The organism is Rathayibacter sp. Leaf185 (genome assembly GCF_001423885.1).
GTDB lineage: Bacteria > Actinomycetota > Actinomycetes > Actinomycetales > Microbacteriaceae > Rathayibacter.
Genome location: NZ_LMPP01000001.1, coordinates 653,625 through 667,477, shown reverse-complemented (window position 1 = coordinate 667,477; position 13,853 = coordinate 653,625). Strand labels below are relative to the sequence as shown.

The following is a 13,853-nucleotide window of genomic DNA, read 5'->3' as shown; positions in this document are numbered from 1 at the left end:
CGCCGTCCGGAACCGCGGTGCCGACCCGCCCCGCCCCGTATTCCGCCTCCGGGATCAGGCCGCGAGGTCGCTGAGCACCGCGCGCGCCGTGCGCACCGCGAGCGTGACGCCGGTCAGCGTCGCGTTGCAGACGAGCGCCGTCGGGACGACGCCGTTGCCCGCGAGGTAGAGGTTCTCGTGTCCCCACACGCGGCCGTCGCTGTCGCAGACGCTCGTGCCGTCGTCGACCGGACCCATCCTGACGGTGCCGGTGTAGTGCAGGGACGAGCCGGGCGGCAGCACGGCGGAGGTGTGCTCGGCGGCGTCGGCGGAGAGCCTCCGGGCGACGGCGGCCTGCTCGACGCGGGCGCGCGCGATCAGCTCGAGGTCGCGGGCGGAGTAGTCGAACGACAGCGCCATCCGGGGCAGACCCGCGGCATCGGTCTCGTCGGGCGAGAACGCGACGCGGTTGCCGGCCGAGATCTCGGTGGGCACGTACCAGGACATCGTGACGAGGTAGTCGCGCCCCCGGTCGGCCCGCACGTGGGCACGCACCAGCATCCCCGCGTGGAACGGCTGCTCCTCGCCGCCCTGCGGCACCCAGAGGGAGTTGAGGAACGGCTCGTCGGGGTCGGGGGCGGGCACCTCCTCCGGTGCGACGCCGAGGGTCTCGGGATCGACCAGCACCGCTCCGCTCACGAAGGCGTGCTCGTTGAGGCGGGTGCCGAGTGCCGGCGGCCGGATGCCCGATGCGAACAGCAGCTGCGGGGTGCGCAGTGCATCGGCCGCGACGACGACCACGTCGGCCTCGAGCGTTCCCGATGCTCCGGTCGGGAGGTGCCGCGTCTCGACGCCGGTGGCCCGCCCGCCCTCGACGATCACGCGGGTGCAGAGGGTGTCCTCGACGAGGCGGAGGCGCGCGCCGTCGCCCTCGGTCATCTCCGGCAGGATGCGGTTGGGTCCGGTGCGCACGAGCGTGCCGTCGGCGGTCTGCTCGAGCGCCATCGGCATCCGCCGCGGGCGCAGCCCGGGCGGGTTGCGGGCGCCGACCGTGCTCTCGAGCACGCCGAGGAGGGCGCACGCCGTGCGGTCGAGCGGGAACGCCTCCGGAGTCACGCGCAGGAGGCGCTGCGCGGTGTCGAGATCGCGCCGCCACTCGTCGGCGTCGAGGAACTCCGGCACCTCGTGGCCCGACGGGAACGGCGTGCCGCCCGCCCAGTGCACGCTCATGCCGCCCTCGTTCCAGGCGACCGCCGCGCCGGGCATCGCCGCGCCGTCGTCGCCGAGCGCCCCGATCGCGCTCATGCCCGCGCGGATGCCCGCCGCGCCCCCGGCCTCTCCCCGGTTCGCTCCGACGTAGAGGTTCTGCGAGTTCACGGCGGCGCTCCGGGCGAACTCCCGCCGGACCGCGGGATCGGGGCTGGCGTGCAGGTGCTGCCCCGGGATGCCGCCGATGCGCGGCCCGCCCGAGATCATCGTGATCCGCGCCCCGGGGTGCTCGTCGAGCACCCTCCGAGCGACGGCCGCGCCCATGATGCCGCTGCCGACGATGAGCACCGAGGCCCGGGCTGTCATCGGAGGGCCCCCGTCGCCGAGCGGCGCGAATGCAGGCCGGAGGCGGCCGCCTCGTCGAGGATCACGACCGCGTCGCCGTGGAGCTGGAGCACGGAGGCGGGGACCTCGGTGGTCGGCGGCCGCTCGAGGGCCCGGGCGACGGCATCGGCCTTGGCCTCGCCGAGCGCGAGCAGCAGGAGGCGCCGCGCCGACAGGATGGTGCCCAGCCCCTGGGTGAGGCAGTGCGTCGGCACCTCGTCGAGCGAGCCGAAGAAGCGGCGGTTGGCGAGCCGGGTGCTAGGAGCGAGAGCGGTCGCCCTGGTGCGCGAGTCGAACGCCGAGCCGGGCTCGTTGAAGCCCACGTGCCCGTTGGTGCCGATGCCGAGGATCTGGAGGTCGATCCCTCCCGCGTCGCGGATCGCCTGCTCGTAGCGGTCTCCGGCCCCCTCGAGGCCGCCCTCGCCCGGGACTCTCACGGAGTCCGCTGGCAGCCCGAGCACGCCGATGACGTCGCGGTCGATGACCGCCCGGTAGCTCTCGGGGTGCCCGGGCGGCAGGCCCAGGTACTCGTCGAGCGCGAAGCCCGTCACCTCGTCGAGTGCGAGACCGCGGCGCGCGAGCGCGCGGTAGGTCGCCTGCGGCGTCGACCCGGTGGCGAAGCCGAGCACCGCCGCGGGCCGCTCCCGCACGACGTCCGAGAGGAGATCGGCAGCGGCCTCGGCGGCGGCCTCGGGGGTCGTGACGATGAGGATGTCGGGCATCAGCACCGCCCGAGGTGGGCCGCGCCGAGAGCGGCCACGGGGGCGCTCGATCCCGCAGCATCGTCGGCGTCGAGGAGCCGCACCCGGCCCTCGAGATCGAGGGAGCGGAGGAAGGGCGAGTCGGCCGCCCAGCGCGCCAGGACGTCGCGGACGGCGTCGAGGAGCGGGCGCCCCACCGAGGTCAGGCCGCCGCCGATGACGATCAGATCGACATCGGTCGTGAGGATCAGGATGCGCACCCCGGCGGCGATGCTCGAGACCAGCCGGTCCTTGACCGCGATCGCATCGGCACGGCCGGCGAGGGCGGCGTCGAAGAGGGCCTGCACGGGGCGCCCGTGCGAGGTCGGCCACATCCTGGCGACCGCCGATCCCGAGGCCGTGAGCTCGAGGCAGCCGCGCTGCCCGCAGGCGCAGACAGGGCCGTCCGGGTCGACCGGGATGTGCCCGATCTCGCCCGCGCTGCCTCCGAAGCCCCGGCGCAGCTCGCCGCGCAGCACGAGCCCCGCCGCCGTTCCCGTGCCGAGGTTGAGGTAGGCGAGCGAGTCGGGCGAGGCGAGGCCCAGGAGGTGGAACGCCCCGACCGCGGCCGCGTTGACGTCGTTCTCGATCCGCACGGCGAGGCCGAACGACTCCTCGAGCAGATGGCCCAGCGGCAGGTCCTCGAGGCCGAGGTTGACGGCGTGGGCGACGACCCCCGAGCGGCTGTCGACGCGGCCGGGGATCCCGACTCCGATCGAGGCGAACGCGCTCGGCGCGCGCCCCATCGCCTCGGCGAGCTCGGTGACCGCGAGGCGGGTCGTCCGTACGACCGCCTCGGGCCCGAATCCTGTCGCCGACCGGCGGCGCTCGAGGATCCGGCCCTCGCCGTCGATCGCGATCGCGTCGGTCTTGGTCCCGCCGACGTCGACCCCGAGCAGGATCGGGAGCCGGTCTCCGGCTGCCTCGCGCGTCATCGGACGTCGATCTCCCGTCCCTCGGCGGCCGAGCGGTAGATGGCCTCGACCATCCTCATGACCTCGACGCCCTGCGAGGCGGTGGCGATGTCCTCCGCCTTCCCGAGGCAGAGATCGACGAAGTGCGCGAGCTCGTTGCGGAAGCCCTCGTCCATCTCGAAGCTCGGGTGATCGAGCTGCGGCGTGATGTTCAGGATGGTGTCGTGCTGCTCCGACACGAGGCGGAGGGCCGGCTCGAGCTCGGCGCCGCCCCGATCGCCGAAGAGCGAGATCTCGAGCTTGTCGTCGGTCGCGTGCACCGAGTAGCTGGTGTCGAGCAGCAGCGAGGATCCGTTCTCGAAGCGGATCAGCGCGTTCACCAGGTCCTCGACCGTGTTCAGCGACGGGTCGTAGTCGGTGGCCTTGTAGCGGGTGAGGTTGGTGATGTTCGCGCGGTTGCCGAGGTGCGAGTAGGTGTTCGCCGAGACCGTCGTCACCGCGGGCGAGCCCATCATGTACCAGCAGAGGTCGATGACGTGCACGCCGATGTCCACGAGCGGGCCGCCGCCCGAGCGGTCGACATCCGCGAACCAGCCGCCGGGATTCCCGATGCGGCGGAGGTTCGCCGCCTTGGCGTAGTAGACCTCGCCGATCGCCCCCGCGTCGATGAACCGCTTGAGAGTCAGCGCGTTGTCGCCGAACCGGCGCACGAACCCGACCTGCAGGTGCTTGCCGCTGCGGGCGACCGCCTCCTCGACCGCGATCGCCTCGGTGACACTGCGGCTGAGCGGCTTCTCGACCAGCACGTGCTTGCCTGCGTCGAGGGCCGCGACGGCGAGCTCGGAGTGGGAGTCGTTCCAGGTGCAGATGCTGACCGCGTCGATCCCGGGGTCGGCGAGCATCTCGGTCAGCGAGGCGTAGGCGCGGTCGGCGCCGTAGGCCGACGCGACGCTCTCGGCGCGGATCATGTTGCGGTCGTGGATGCCGACGAGGTCGACGGCGGGGTTCGCCGCGTACGACCTCAGGTGGAAGCCCGCGATGGTGCCGGCGCCGATCAGGCCGACGCGGAGCCGCTCGCGGCTCATCGGATCTCCTCGAGGATCCGCACGGTGTTCTCGAGGCCGCGCTGGGCGCCCAGCAGGCAGTCCTCGATGCCCTCGAACTCGATCGAGACGTACCCGTCGAAGTCGCTCCGGTCGATCGCGCGCAGGATCGAGCGCATGTCCATGTCGCCGTAGCCGACGATCGAGCCGCGGATGTGGTTCCCGCCCGCCGTCAGCAGCCAGCCCGGTCCCGGATGGTCGCGTTCCGGCCGGATGTAGAAGTCCTTGAGGTGGATGATCGAGGCCACGGGCAGGTTCTGGGCGGTCGCCGTCACCGGGTCCTCGTCGACGACGAGGAAGTTGCCGACGTCGAGCGTCGTCTTGAAGTTCGGCTCGTCGACCAGGTGGATCAGGCGGCGCACCCGCTCGCTGGCGTTCATCATCAGGCCGTGGTTCTCGATGCTGGTCGTGATGCCGTACCCGGCGGCGAACTGCGCGATCTCCTTCGACGCGTCCACGATGATCGGCAGGCTGCGCTCGAAGTCGGCGATGTCGGTGTCGCGGTGCGCCCATGTGACCACGTCGTGGCGGAACAGGCGGATGCCGAGCTCGTCGGCGACCCGGATGTGGCCCTTCACCCGCTCCATCTGGTAGTCGAACTCCTCGCGGGTCGGCGGGAGGAAGTCGGCCGGGATGACGAGGTTGCTCAGCTCGACGCCGGTCGACGCCGCCTTCGCCTTGATCGCCGCGACGAACTCGGGGTCGGTGTCGAGGGTCGACGAGTCGGAGGTCATCTGCTCCGACAGCGAGACGGTCGCGAGCTCGAGGTGCTCGCCCTCGCTGGCGGCGACCCAGTCGAAGACGTCGAACAGGGTCATCTCTCCGGTCTGCATCTTCTGGTAGAAGCTGTACGAGCTGAATCCGAACTTCACGGCGGGATCTCTTCCTTGTGTCTGATCTGACGGGGCTGGTGCTGGTTCAGGGGGTCGTGGCCGAGAGCGACTCGTAGTGCCGCCGCCGCTCGGCCTGCCGCGCCGGATGCGGCACGGGGGAGGCGAGCAGGAGCTTCTGCGTGTAGGGCTCGCTCGGCTCGGTGGTGACGGTCTCGCTGTCGCCGGTCTCGAGGATCCGGCCGCCGAGCATCACCGCGACCCGGTGGCTGATGTAGCGCACCACCGAGAGGTCGTGGGTGATGAAGAGGTAGGCGACTCCGGTCTGCTGCTGGATGTCGATGAAGAGGTCGAGCACGCGGGCCTGGGTCGAGAGATCGAGCGCGCTGACGGGCTCGTCGCACACGATGAGCTTCGGATCGAGAGCGAGAGCCCGCGCGATCGCCACCCGCTGCCGCTGCCCGCCCGAGAACTCGCGCGGGTAGCGCCGCACGGCGTCGGAGGGCAGCTGCACCTGGTCGAGGAGTGTCCGGATGCGCGCGGAGGCGTCGCGCCGGGTCGCGCCCGCCGCGCGCAGCGGCTCGGCGAGCACGGTCTCGATGGTCATGCCCGGGTTGAGCGACGAGTACGGGTCCTGGAACACCACCTGCAGGTCGCTGCTCAGCGCGCGCCGGGCGCGGGGGCGGAGCGAGGAGATGTCGCGGCCGTCGAACCGCACCCGTCCCGATCCCACGGGAGCGAGCCCGAGGATGGCGCGGCCGAGCGTCGTCTTGCCCGAGCCCGACTCGCCGACCAGGCCGAGCGTCTCGCCTGGCGCGATCTCGAGCGACACGTTCTTCAGCGCGTGGAACGGCTTCGCACGCAAGCCCTTGGCCCGGTACGACACGTCGATGTCCTCGACGCTCAGCAGAGCACCTCCGACGGTCATCGCTGCGCCCCTCTCGCATCGCGCCGCGCCCGCGACTCCGCACCCTCGAGGGTGGAGTCGAGGAGCATGCGGGTGTACTCGTGCCGCGGGTCGTCGAACAGCTCGGCCACCGGCCGCTGCTCGACCACGACGCCTCCGCGCATGACCGCGACGCGGTCGCAGAGGTCGGCGACGACGCCGAAGTTGTGGGTGACGAGGATCATGCCCATGTTCCGCTCTCGCTGGAGTTCTCGGAGGAGGCTCAGGACCTCGGCCTGCACGGTCACGTCGAGCGCGGTGGTCGGCTCGTCGGCGATCAGGAGCTCCGGATCGCACGACACCGCGCCGGCGATGAGGACGCGCTGCGCCATGCCTCCGCTGAGCTGGTGCGGGTACGACGCCATGGTGCGCACCGGGTCGGGGATGCCGACGCGCTCGAGCAGCGCGATCGCGCGGTCGCGCGCCTCCTGACGCGACACCTTCAGCCGGTGCCGCATCGGCTTGGTCAGCTGCGAGCCGACGGTGAAGGAGGGGTCGAGGTTCGACAGCGGCTCCTGCGGCACGTAGGCCATCCGGGTGCCGCGGAACGCCTGCAGCTCCTTCTCGCCGAGGCCCGAGAGGCTGGTCCCGTCGATGCTCAGGCGCGACGCGGTCACCTCGGCGCCGGGCGGGAGCAGGCCCAGGATCGCGAACGAGGTCTGGGACTTGCCCGAGCCCGACTCGCCGACGAGCCCGAGGACCTCGCCGCGGTCGACCCGCAGCGACACCCCGTCGACGACGGTGCTCAGCGCGCCCGTGCGGGAGCGGTAGCCGATGGTGAGGTCCTCGACCTCGAGCAGCGCCTGCGGTCGCGAGGACGGCTGCTGCTCGCGCGGGCTCGTCACGATCGGGGCGGCGCTCGCCGCGGCGGGCTTCGGGCGGCGCGCGATCGCCCGCTCGGCTCCGAGCGCGTCGGCCGCCGCGGCGCCCACGATCACCAGCGACATCACGGTCAGCCCGATCGCGACGCCGGGCGGGTAGATCAGCTCGGGCGCCCGGTAGAAGGTCTGGAACGCCTCGCTGAGCATCCGGCCCCAGCTCGGCCGGTTCGACGAGCCGAAGCCGAGGAACTCGAGCCCGGACTGCACGATGATCGCGAGCCCGAACACCAGTGACGAGCGGATCAGCACCGGCCCGAGGATGACGGCGAGCACGTGGCGGAAGATGATCCGCGCGTTGCTGAGCCCCGACACCCGCGCGGCGTCGATGTACAGCTCCCCGCGGACGGTGACCACGACGCTCCGCGTGAGGCGGAAGAGGTCGGGCGAGGACAGCACGCCGAGCGCGATCATCGTGGGGTAGAGGCCGTTGCCGAGCGCCGTGATCACGACGACGAGGATCAGGACCTGCGGGAGCGACATCAGCAGGTTCGAGAACCAGGACGCGAGGGAGTCGAACCAGCGGGCGAAGTAGCCCGCGAGCAGGCCGGAGGGGACGCCGCAGAGGATCGCCGTGACGATCATGATCAGCCCGGCCTCGAGGCTGGTCCGCCCGCCCCAGAGCAGGCGGCTGAGCTGGTCGCGTCCGCTGCCGTCGGTGCCGAGCGGGTGCTCGGCGCTCGGCGGCTGCAGCGCCTTCGCGAGGTCGATGAAGTTGGGGTCGTACGGGGCGATCAGCGGCGCGAGGAGCGACGAGAGCACGATCACCAGCAGGAGGACCGCCGCGCCCATGCCGAGCGGGTTGCGGAGGAACCGCTTGCCGCGGACGAAGCCGCCGCCTCCTCCGCCTCCGCCGACTCCGGGATCGACCAGTGCTGCCTGCGTCATGAAATGCGCACCTTCGGGTTGATGGCGCCGTAGACGATGTCGACGACGAGGTTGACGCCCACGACGATGAGGACGGTGAAGAGGAGGACGCCCATGATCACCTGGATGTCGCTGGCGCCGCTGCCGGCGATCGCCACGGAGCCGATGCCGTTGAGCGCGAACACGCGCTCGACGATCGCGGCGCCGCTCAGAGCCGCGATGAACTGGAGCGAGAGCATGGTGAGCGCCGGGGGAGACGCGTTGCGCAGCACGTGCGTCAGCAGGATGTTCCGCGGCGAGAGGCCGCGGCTGCGGAGCGTCCGCACGTAGTCCTGCTCGTAGACGCCGATCACCGAGTTGCGCAGCTGCTGGGCGATCGCGGCGATCGAGCCGATGGCCAGGGCGACGACCGGCAGGATGATCGTGGTCAGCCAGCCGATCGGCGAGTCGGTGAAGGTGATGTACCCGGTGGCGGGGAACCAGCGGAGGTTCACAGCGAACACGATCGCCAGCAGGATCGCGACCCAGAAGTTCGGCAGCGCGAAGCCCAGCACCATCACGACCTGGAGGAGCCGGTCGAGGCGCCCGGGGTTCACCGCGGCGGCCATCCCGAGCAGTCCGCCGAGGACTCCCGCCACGACCACCGCACCGATGGCGAGCGACACCGTCACGGGCAGGGCCGAGAGGACGAGGTCGACGACCGGCGCGTTCGTCGAGGACGAGACGCCCAGGTCGCCGCGGAGCGCGGAGGTCAGCCAGTCGAGGTACTGCTCGAGCACCGGCCGGTCGAGCCCGAGCTGCTCGCGCTTGGTCGCGACCTGGTCGGCCGTGGCGTAGAGCCCGAGGGCGCCGCGCGCCGGGTCGGTGCCCGTGAGCTTGAGGAAGAAGAACATCCCCGTCACGACGACGTAGGCGAGCAGCAGGCCCGCGAGGAGCCTGCGGATGATGAACCGGATCACGGAGTCCCCCTGGGATCGTGGTCGGGCGGGGCGGTCCGGCGTGAACCGGACCGCCCCGCGAGAGGCGCTACGACGAGGCCGGGGCGAAGAACCGCAGGCTCGGCACCAGCTGCGCCTGCTGCATCGTCACCGAGATCTCCGGGCTGGACAGGTAGATGTTGTCCAGCGTCGCGATCGGGGCGAACCAGGCCTGCTCCACGATGTACGTGTTGAAGTCCTGGTAGAGCGTCTTCTGCTCGTCTCCGGAGGCGCGCGGGATGTCCGCGAGGAATCCGGTGACCGTGTCGTCGGTGTAGCCGAAGTGGTTCCAGAGCGAGGTCGGCGTGAGCTTGTTGAGCACGTCGATCCAGGCCGGGATGTTCGTCGAGAACGACAGCACGAACGAGGGCTGGCCGACGAGCGTGTCGAGTCCGCCGTTCGAGAACGAGGCGACCGAGACCGGCTCCAGCGTGATCCCGACGTCCGCGAGGTACTGCGAGAGGATCGGGATCAGCGGGGTCTGGAAGCCCTCGGAGTACGACAGCGGCAGAGTGAAGCCGTCGGCGTAGCCGGCCTCGGCGAGCAGCGACTTCGCCTTCTCCGGGTCGTAGGGGTACTCCTCGTTCAGGCTGTCGAGCCACGCGTCGCTCGCGGGGTTGAACGTCTGGGTCGACACCCGGCCGTAGCCGCCGTAGAAGGTCTCGAGGATGCTCTCGCGGTCGAGCGCGTAGTTGATCGCCTGGCGCACGCGGACGTCGCCCAGGGCGGGGGCGATGGTGCCGGCGCGGTCCTGGAGGATGATGCCCTGCCACTCACCGGGCACGGTGTCGACGGTGAGCCCCGCGGCCTCGGCCTGCTCGGTCATGTCGGCCGTGGCGTACATGAACTGGATCTGGCCGGTGCTCAGCGCGTTGTACTCGGCGGTCATCTCGGTGATCGGCTTGATCACCACGGTCGAGAACGGGAACGCGTCGCGGTTCCAGTAGTCCTCGCGGGCGTCGAACTCGTAGCTCGTGCCCTTCTGGCTCTTCGCGTCGTTGAGCGTGTACGGGCCTGTTCCGACGGGCGTCGTCGCGGCGGTGCCGTCCTCGATCGCCTTCGGGCTCACCATGAAGCCGGTGTAGGTGGCGAGTCCGGCCAGCAGGCCGGGGCTCGGCTCGCTGAGCGAGATCTTCACCGTGGTCGCATCGACGGCCTCGACGGACTCGATCGACTTCGCCGTCTCGGAGGCGGATCCGGCGCCGGTCTTGCGCGCCTCGAGGTTCGCCTTGACCGCATCGGCGTCGAACTCGGTACCGTCGGTGAACGTGATGCCCGACTGCAGGGTGAGCGTCAGCTCGGTCAGGTCGTCGTTGTAGGCGTAGTCGGTGGCGAGGTTGCCCTCGATCTGCGAGTCGGCGGTCTTGCGCAGCAGCGGGTCGTAGACGGCCTCCGCGTAGTGGATGACCATCCCCTCCTTGAGCTCGCCCGGGTCCCAGCTGGTGATGTCGCCGGCGTTGCCGAGCGTCAGGGTCTCGGAGGCGGAGTCCGAGGACCCCTCGTCCGACGACGTCCCGCATCCGGTGAGGAGCAGGGCGCTCGCGGCGAGGAGCGCCGCGAGCTTGTATGCAGTACGCACGTCGTTCTCATTTCTGTGGCGCGGCCACGGTCGAGTGAAGTGGAGCTCGTGGTGCCGCTCGGGCTCAGGAGAAGCCGAGCTCGCGGGACAGGACCGTGACCGCGGAGCCGCGGATCACGATGTCCTGCCCGAGCGTCGTGAGGCGGATGGTCAGCTCGCCCGTGTACGTGGCCATGGTGCGCGCGCGCACCACCGCCGTCGCCGCGTCGAGGAGGACTCCGCCGAGCAGCCCCTCGGGGCCGCTCAGGATGATCTCGGTCAGGTTCAGGACGCCGACGATCGGCGCGAGCACGAGGCCGAGTCGTCGCCCGGCCTCCCGCAGGATCTGCTGAGCGCTCTCGCCGTCGACGGAGTCGGCGGGGCCGACTCCCGCCAGCGCGAGCCGCGATTCGAGGCGGGGGCCGGCCACCCAGGTCTCGAGACAGCCGACCTTGCCGCAGACGCAGAGCAGCCCGTCGTCGTCGAGGCCGCTCACGACGTGCCCGATCTCACCGGCGGCGTTCATGCTGCCGAGCAGCGGTGCGCCGCCGAGCAGGAGCCCGGCGCCGACTCCGTGACCGACCTTGACCAGCATCATGTCGTTGTCGGTCTCGCCGAAGGAGAACTCGGCGAGCAACGCGGCGTTCGCGTCGTTCGTGACGACGACCGGGACGCCGAAGCGCGTCGTGAGGCGCAGCTGCAGCGGGAGGTCGAACCAGCCGAGGTTGGGGGCGGTCACGACGACGCCGTCGGGGTCCACGATGCCGGGGGAGCCGATCCCGATGCCCAGCAGCGGCGACGTGGACCGGGCGATCAGCGCCTCGCACAGGGCCACCACCTTCTCGAAGGCGTCATCGGCGGTCGCGCCCTCGAGCGGCACGTCGGCGCGCTCCAGGATCCGCCCGTCGAGGTCGAGCACGCCGCCCCGGAACGTGACGTAGTCGCTGAGGTCGATGCCGATGATCTGGAACGCCGCGCTGTCGATCTCGAGCAGCGTGGCGGGCTTCCCCGGCCGAGCGTCCTCCCGCTGCCCGGTCTCGACGACGAGGCCCTCGACGATCAGCTCGGCCACCAGATTCGAGATCGTCACGCGGGTCAGACCCGTGCGCCGGGCGATGTCGGCGCGGCTCAGGGTGCTGGCGCTGTAGAGCGTCTGCAGGACGAGGGCGCGGTTGTGCACCCGCCCGTGCTGGGGCAGGCGCTTGGTCGTCGGGCGGAGGACCCGGGTCGGCGCGACGGCGCGAGCGGACGGATCGGTCATCGCGAACCCGTCCGTTCACCTGTGCGCCGTGTCGTGGTCATGCGATTAGTAAACGGACTGAACATATCCGGGCGCAACGTTCATTAAGACTATTAACATATTGGTAACACGACGGAATCACGGGCGGTCCCCGGCGACGGCGGAGCCGACTCCGGTCATGGGCATCCGCTTCCGCACCACCCCCTGACAGCGAGACCGCCACGGCGTAGCGTCGCGGGATGTCGAAGTCGAGCACGCACGGGGACCGGATCCGCAAGAGGCTCTACGAGGCCGAGCTCGAGCGCCTCCAGATCGAGCTCGTGACGATGCAGCGCTGGGTGATCGAGACCGGCGCCCGCGTGGTCGTCGTCTTCGAGGGCCGCGACGCCGCGGGCAAGGGCGGCGCGATCAAGCGGATCGTGCAGTACCTCAACCCGCGCTCGGCGCGCGTCGTAGCGCTGCCGACGCCGAGCGAGCGCGAGAAGGGGCAGTGGTACTTCCAGCGCTACCTCGAGCGACTCCCGACCGCGGGCGAGATCGTGCTGATGGACCGCTCCTGGTACAACCGCGCGGGTGTCGAGCGCGTGATGGGCTACTGCACTCCGGAGCAGTACCGCCTGTTCCTGCGGCAGGTCCCCGCGGTCGAGCGGATGCTGGTCGAGGACGGCATCATCCTGCTCAAGTACTGGTTCTCGGTGTCCGACGACGTGCAGGAGGCCCGCTTCCGGTCGCGCCTGGAGGATCCGATGCGGCGCTGGAAGCTCTCGGACACCGACCTGCAGTCGATCACCCGGTGGGAGGACTACTCGCGTGCCAAGGACGAGATGTTCGAGGCCACCGACCACGCCGACGCGCCCTGGTGGACCATCCCGAGCGACGACAAGCGCTCCTCGAGGCTGAACGCGATCACGCACCTGCTCTCGCAGATCCCCTACGAGCACCGCGATCCGGAGCCGATCGTCTTCCCGCCGCGCCCGGCCTCCGATACCTACGAGCGCCCGGCCCGCGACCGCTTCCGCACGGTGCCCGATCACGCGCGCACCCTGGAGTAGGAGGCCGCGCTGCTGCGCTGACCTCGCCGGCCGCGGCAGCGAGCCCGCACGCATACTCGACCCGCGGGTCCTTCCGCCAGCGTCGTCCGCCGTGTTGCCTCCGAGCCCCCGAGACGGCACTGTCGACCACAGACCGCCGACATCACGGGAGATGCATGGACGACGAGACGCTGCTCGCGGCGCTGCACCGCGGCCGCCCGAGCACCCTCGCCGAGGCCTCCGTGCTGACCGACCTCGACTCCGCCGAGCTGCAGACCGCCGTGGACCGGCTGCGCGATCGAGGTCTCCTCCGCCGCGACGGCGACGCGCTCGGGTACATCCCGCCGGCCGAGTGGGCGTCGGAGGCGATCGCCCGGCACACCGAGGCGGCGCGCCTCGCCACTCGCGAGTCGATGGACGGCATCGAGCGCATCGTCGCCGGGCTGCCCTCGCTGCTCGGCGCGTGGTCGGTCGGCGAGTCCTCCGCCGATCTCGTGCCGACCCTGCTCCGGAGCGGGCCGCACGCCTCCGAGGACCTCTGGTTCGACCTCGTCCGCCGCGACTCCGGCACGCTCGACGCCGTGCTGCCCGACGTCGAGCGGTTCCTCGACCCGCCGAGCGAGCGCGCCCAGAGGTTCGGGCAGGCGCTGATGGCGAAGGACAGGGTGCGCGTCATCATCCCCGCCGCGTCGATCGGTGATCCGCGCGTCCTCGCCAGGGTCGACGCCTACCAGAGGGCCGGAGTCCAGTACCGGCTGCTCGAGAGTCCGCCGTGCTGGTTCTGGGTCGACGGCGAGCACCTCGCCGTGCCGTTCCAGTGGGGCGAGACTCGACCCACGAGCGTGCTGGGCGTGCGTCACGGCGGCCTCGCCGGGCTGGCCGGCGCGTACTTCGAGGAGCTGTGGCGGCAGTCGACTCCGGTCGGTGCCGTCGAGCAGCCGTGGACTCCGCTGCTCCGCCTCATGCAGAAGGGCATCACCCTCGAGACCGCGTCGAAGCGCCTCGGGATCAACCCCCGCACCGGTCGTCGTCGCGTCGCCGCCGCCATGGAGCACCACGGCGTCTCGACCCTGTTCGCGCTCGGCGCGGCGTGGGCGGCCGACGGCTCAGCGCCTCAGGGTGCCGATCACACGGCGAGTATTCGGGTCACCCCGGGTGATCGGCACGCACCGCAGGGGCGCGATCCAGTGTCCTGAA

At 71.2% G+C, this 13,853-nt stretch carries 12 protein-coding genes; 2 read left to right on the top strand and 10 right to left on the bottom strand.

What is annotated here, in order from left to right:
* Positions 1–54: 54 nt before the first annotated feature.
* From ASG06_RS03345 to ASG06_RS03300, 10 genes are all read right to left on the bottom strand, one after another.
* Positions 55–1,554 carry a GMC oxidoreductase gene (locus tag ASG06_RS03345; RefSeq protein WP_056038448.1) on the bottom strand — a complete coding sequence of 500 codons (1,500 nt, stop codon included), beginning with the start codon at positions 1,552–1,554 and terminating at the stop codon, positions 55–57.
* Positions 1,551–2,294, bottom strand: coding sequence for a glucosamine-6-phosphate deaminase (locus ASG06_RS03340; protein ID WP_056038445.1), 744 nt, complete (start codon positions 2,292–2,294; stop codon positions 1,551–1,553). Before ASG06_RS03340 ends, ASG06_RS03345 begins: the two co-directional genes overlap by 4 nt.
* A complete protein-coding gene (locus tag ASG06_RS03335) occupies positions 2,294–3,247 on the bottom strand; it encodes an ROK family protein (protein ID WP_156465838.1) in 954 nt (317 codons plus the stop codon). Before ASG06_RS03335 ends, ASG06_RS03340 begins: the two co-directional genes overlap by 1 nt.
* Positions 3,244–4,311, bottom strand: a complete 1,068-nt coding sequence (locus tag ASG06_RS03330) for a Gfo/Idh/MocA family protein (RefSeq protein ID WP_056038442.1) — start codon at positions 4,309–4,311, stop codon at positions 3,244–3,246. The genes ASG06_RS03335 and ASG06_RS03330 overlap by 4 nt, the downstream gene beginning before the upstream one ends.
* Complete coding sequence (locus ASG06_RS03325; RefSeq protein WP_056038439.1) at positions 4,308–5,201, bottom strand: sugar phosphate isomerase/epimerase family protein; 894 nt, start codon at positions 5,199–5,201, stop codon at positions 4,308–4,310. The genes ASG06_RS03330 and ASG06_RS03325 overlap by 4 nt, the downstream gene beginning before the upstream one ends.
* Before the next feature lie 46 nt (positions 5,202–5,247).
* A complete protein-coding gene (locus tag ASG06_RS03320) occupies positions 5,248–6,087 on the bottom strand; it encodes an ATP-binding cassette domain-containing protein (RefSeq protein WP_056038434.1) in 840 nt (279 codons plus the stop codon).
* Positions 6,084–7,871, bottom strand: coding sequence for a dipeptide/oligopeptide/nickel ABC transporter permease/ATP-binding protein (locus ASG06_RS03315; RefSeq protein WP_082498900.1), 1,788 nt, complete (start codon positions 7,869–7,871; stop codon positions 6,084–6,086). Before ASG06_RS03315 ends, ASG06_RS03320 begins: the two co-directional genes overlap by 4 nt.
* Positions 7,868–8,809, bottom strand: coding sequence for an ABC transporter permease (locus tag ASG06_RS03310; RefSeq protein ID WP_056038433.1), 942 nt, complete (start codon positions 8,807–8,809; stop codon positions 7,868–7,870). Before ASG06_RS03310 ends, ASG06_RS03315 begins: the two co-directional genes overlap by 4 nt.
* Before the next feature lie 67 nt (positions 8,810–8,876).
* A complete protein-coding gene (locus ASG06_RS03305; protein ID WP_056038430.1) occupies positions 8,877–10,406 on the bottom strand; it encodes an ABC transporter substrate-binding protein in 1,530 nt (509 codons plus the stop codon).
* Positions 10,407–10,470: 64 nt separating this feature from the next.
* The gene (locus ASG06_RS03300; protein WP_056038427.1) at positions 10,471–11,646 is read right to left on the bottom strand and encodes an ROK family transcriptional regulator; all 1,176 of its coding nucleotides are present in this window, start codon (positions 11,644–11,646) and stop codon (positions 10,471–10,473) included.
* 218 nt (positions 11,647–11,864) lie between these two features.
* On the opposite strand from ASG06_RS03300, the gene ppk2 reads away from it, so the two are divergent.
* Together ppk2 and ASG06_RS03290 are read left to right on the top strand one after the other, a co-directional pair.
* On the top strand, positions 11,865–12,677 hold the full coding sequence (gene ppk2 / locus ASG06_RS03295) for a polyphosphate kinase 2 (RefSeq protein WP_056038425.1): 813 nt from the start codon (positions 11,865–11,867) through the stop codon (positions 12,675–12,677).
* A gap of 155 nt (positions 12,678–12,832) precedes the next feature.
* A complete protein-coding gene (locus ASG06_RS03290) occupies positions 12,833–13,852 on the top strand; it encodes a hypothetical protein (protein ID WP_056038423.1) in 1,020 nt (339 codons plus the stop codon).
* Position 13,853 lies beyond the last annotated feature (1 nt).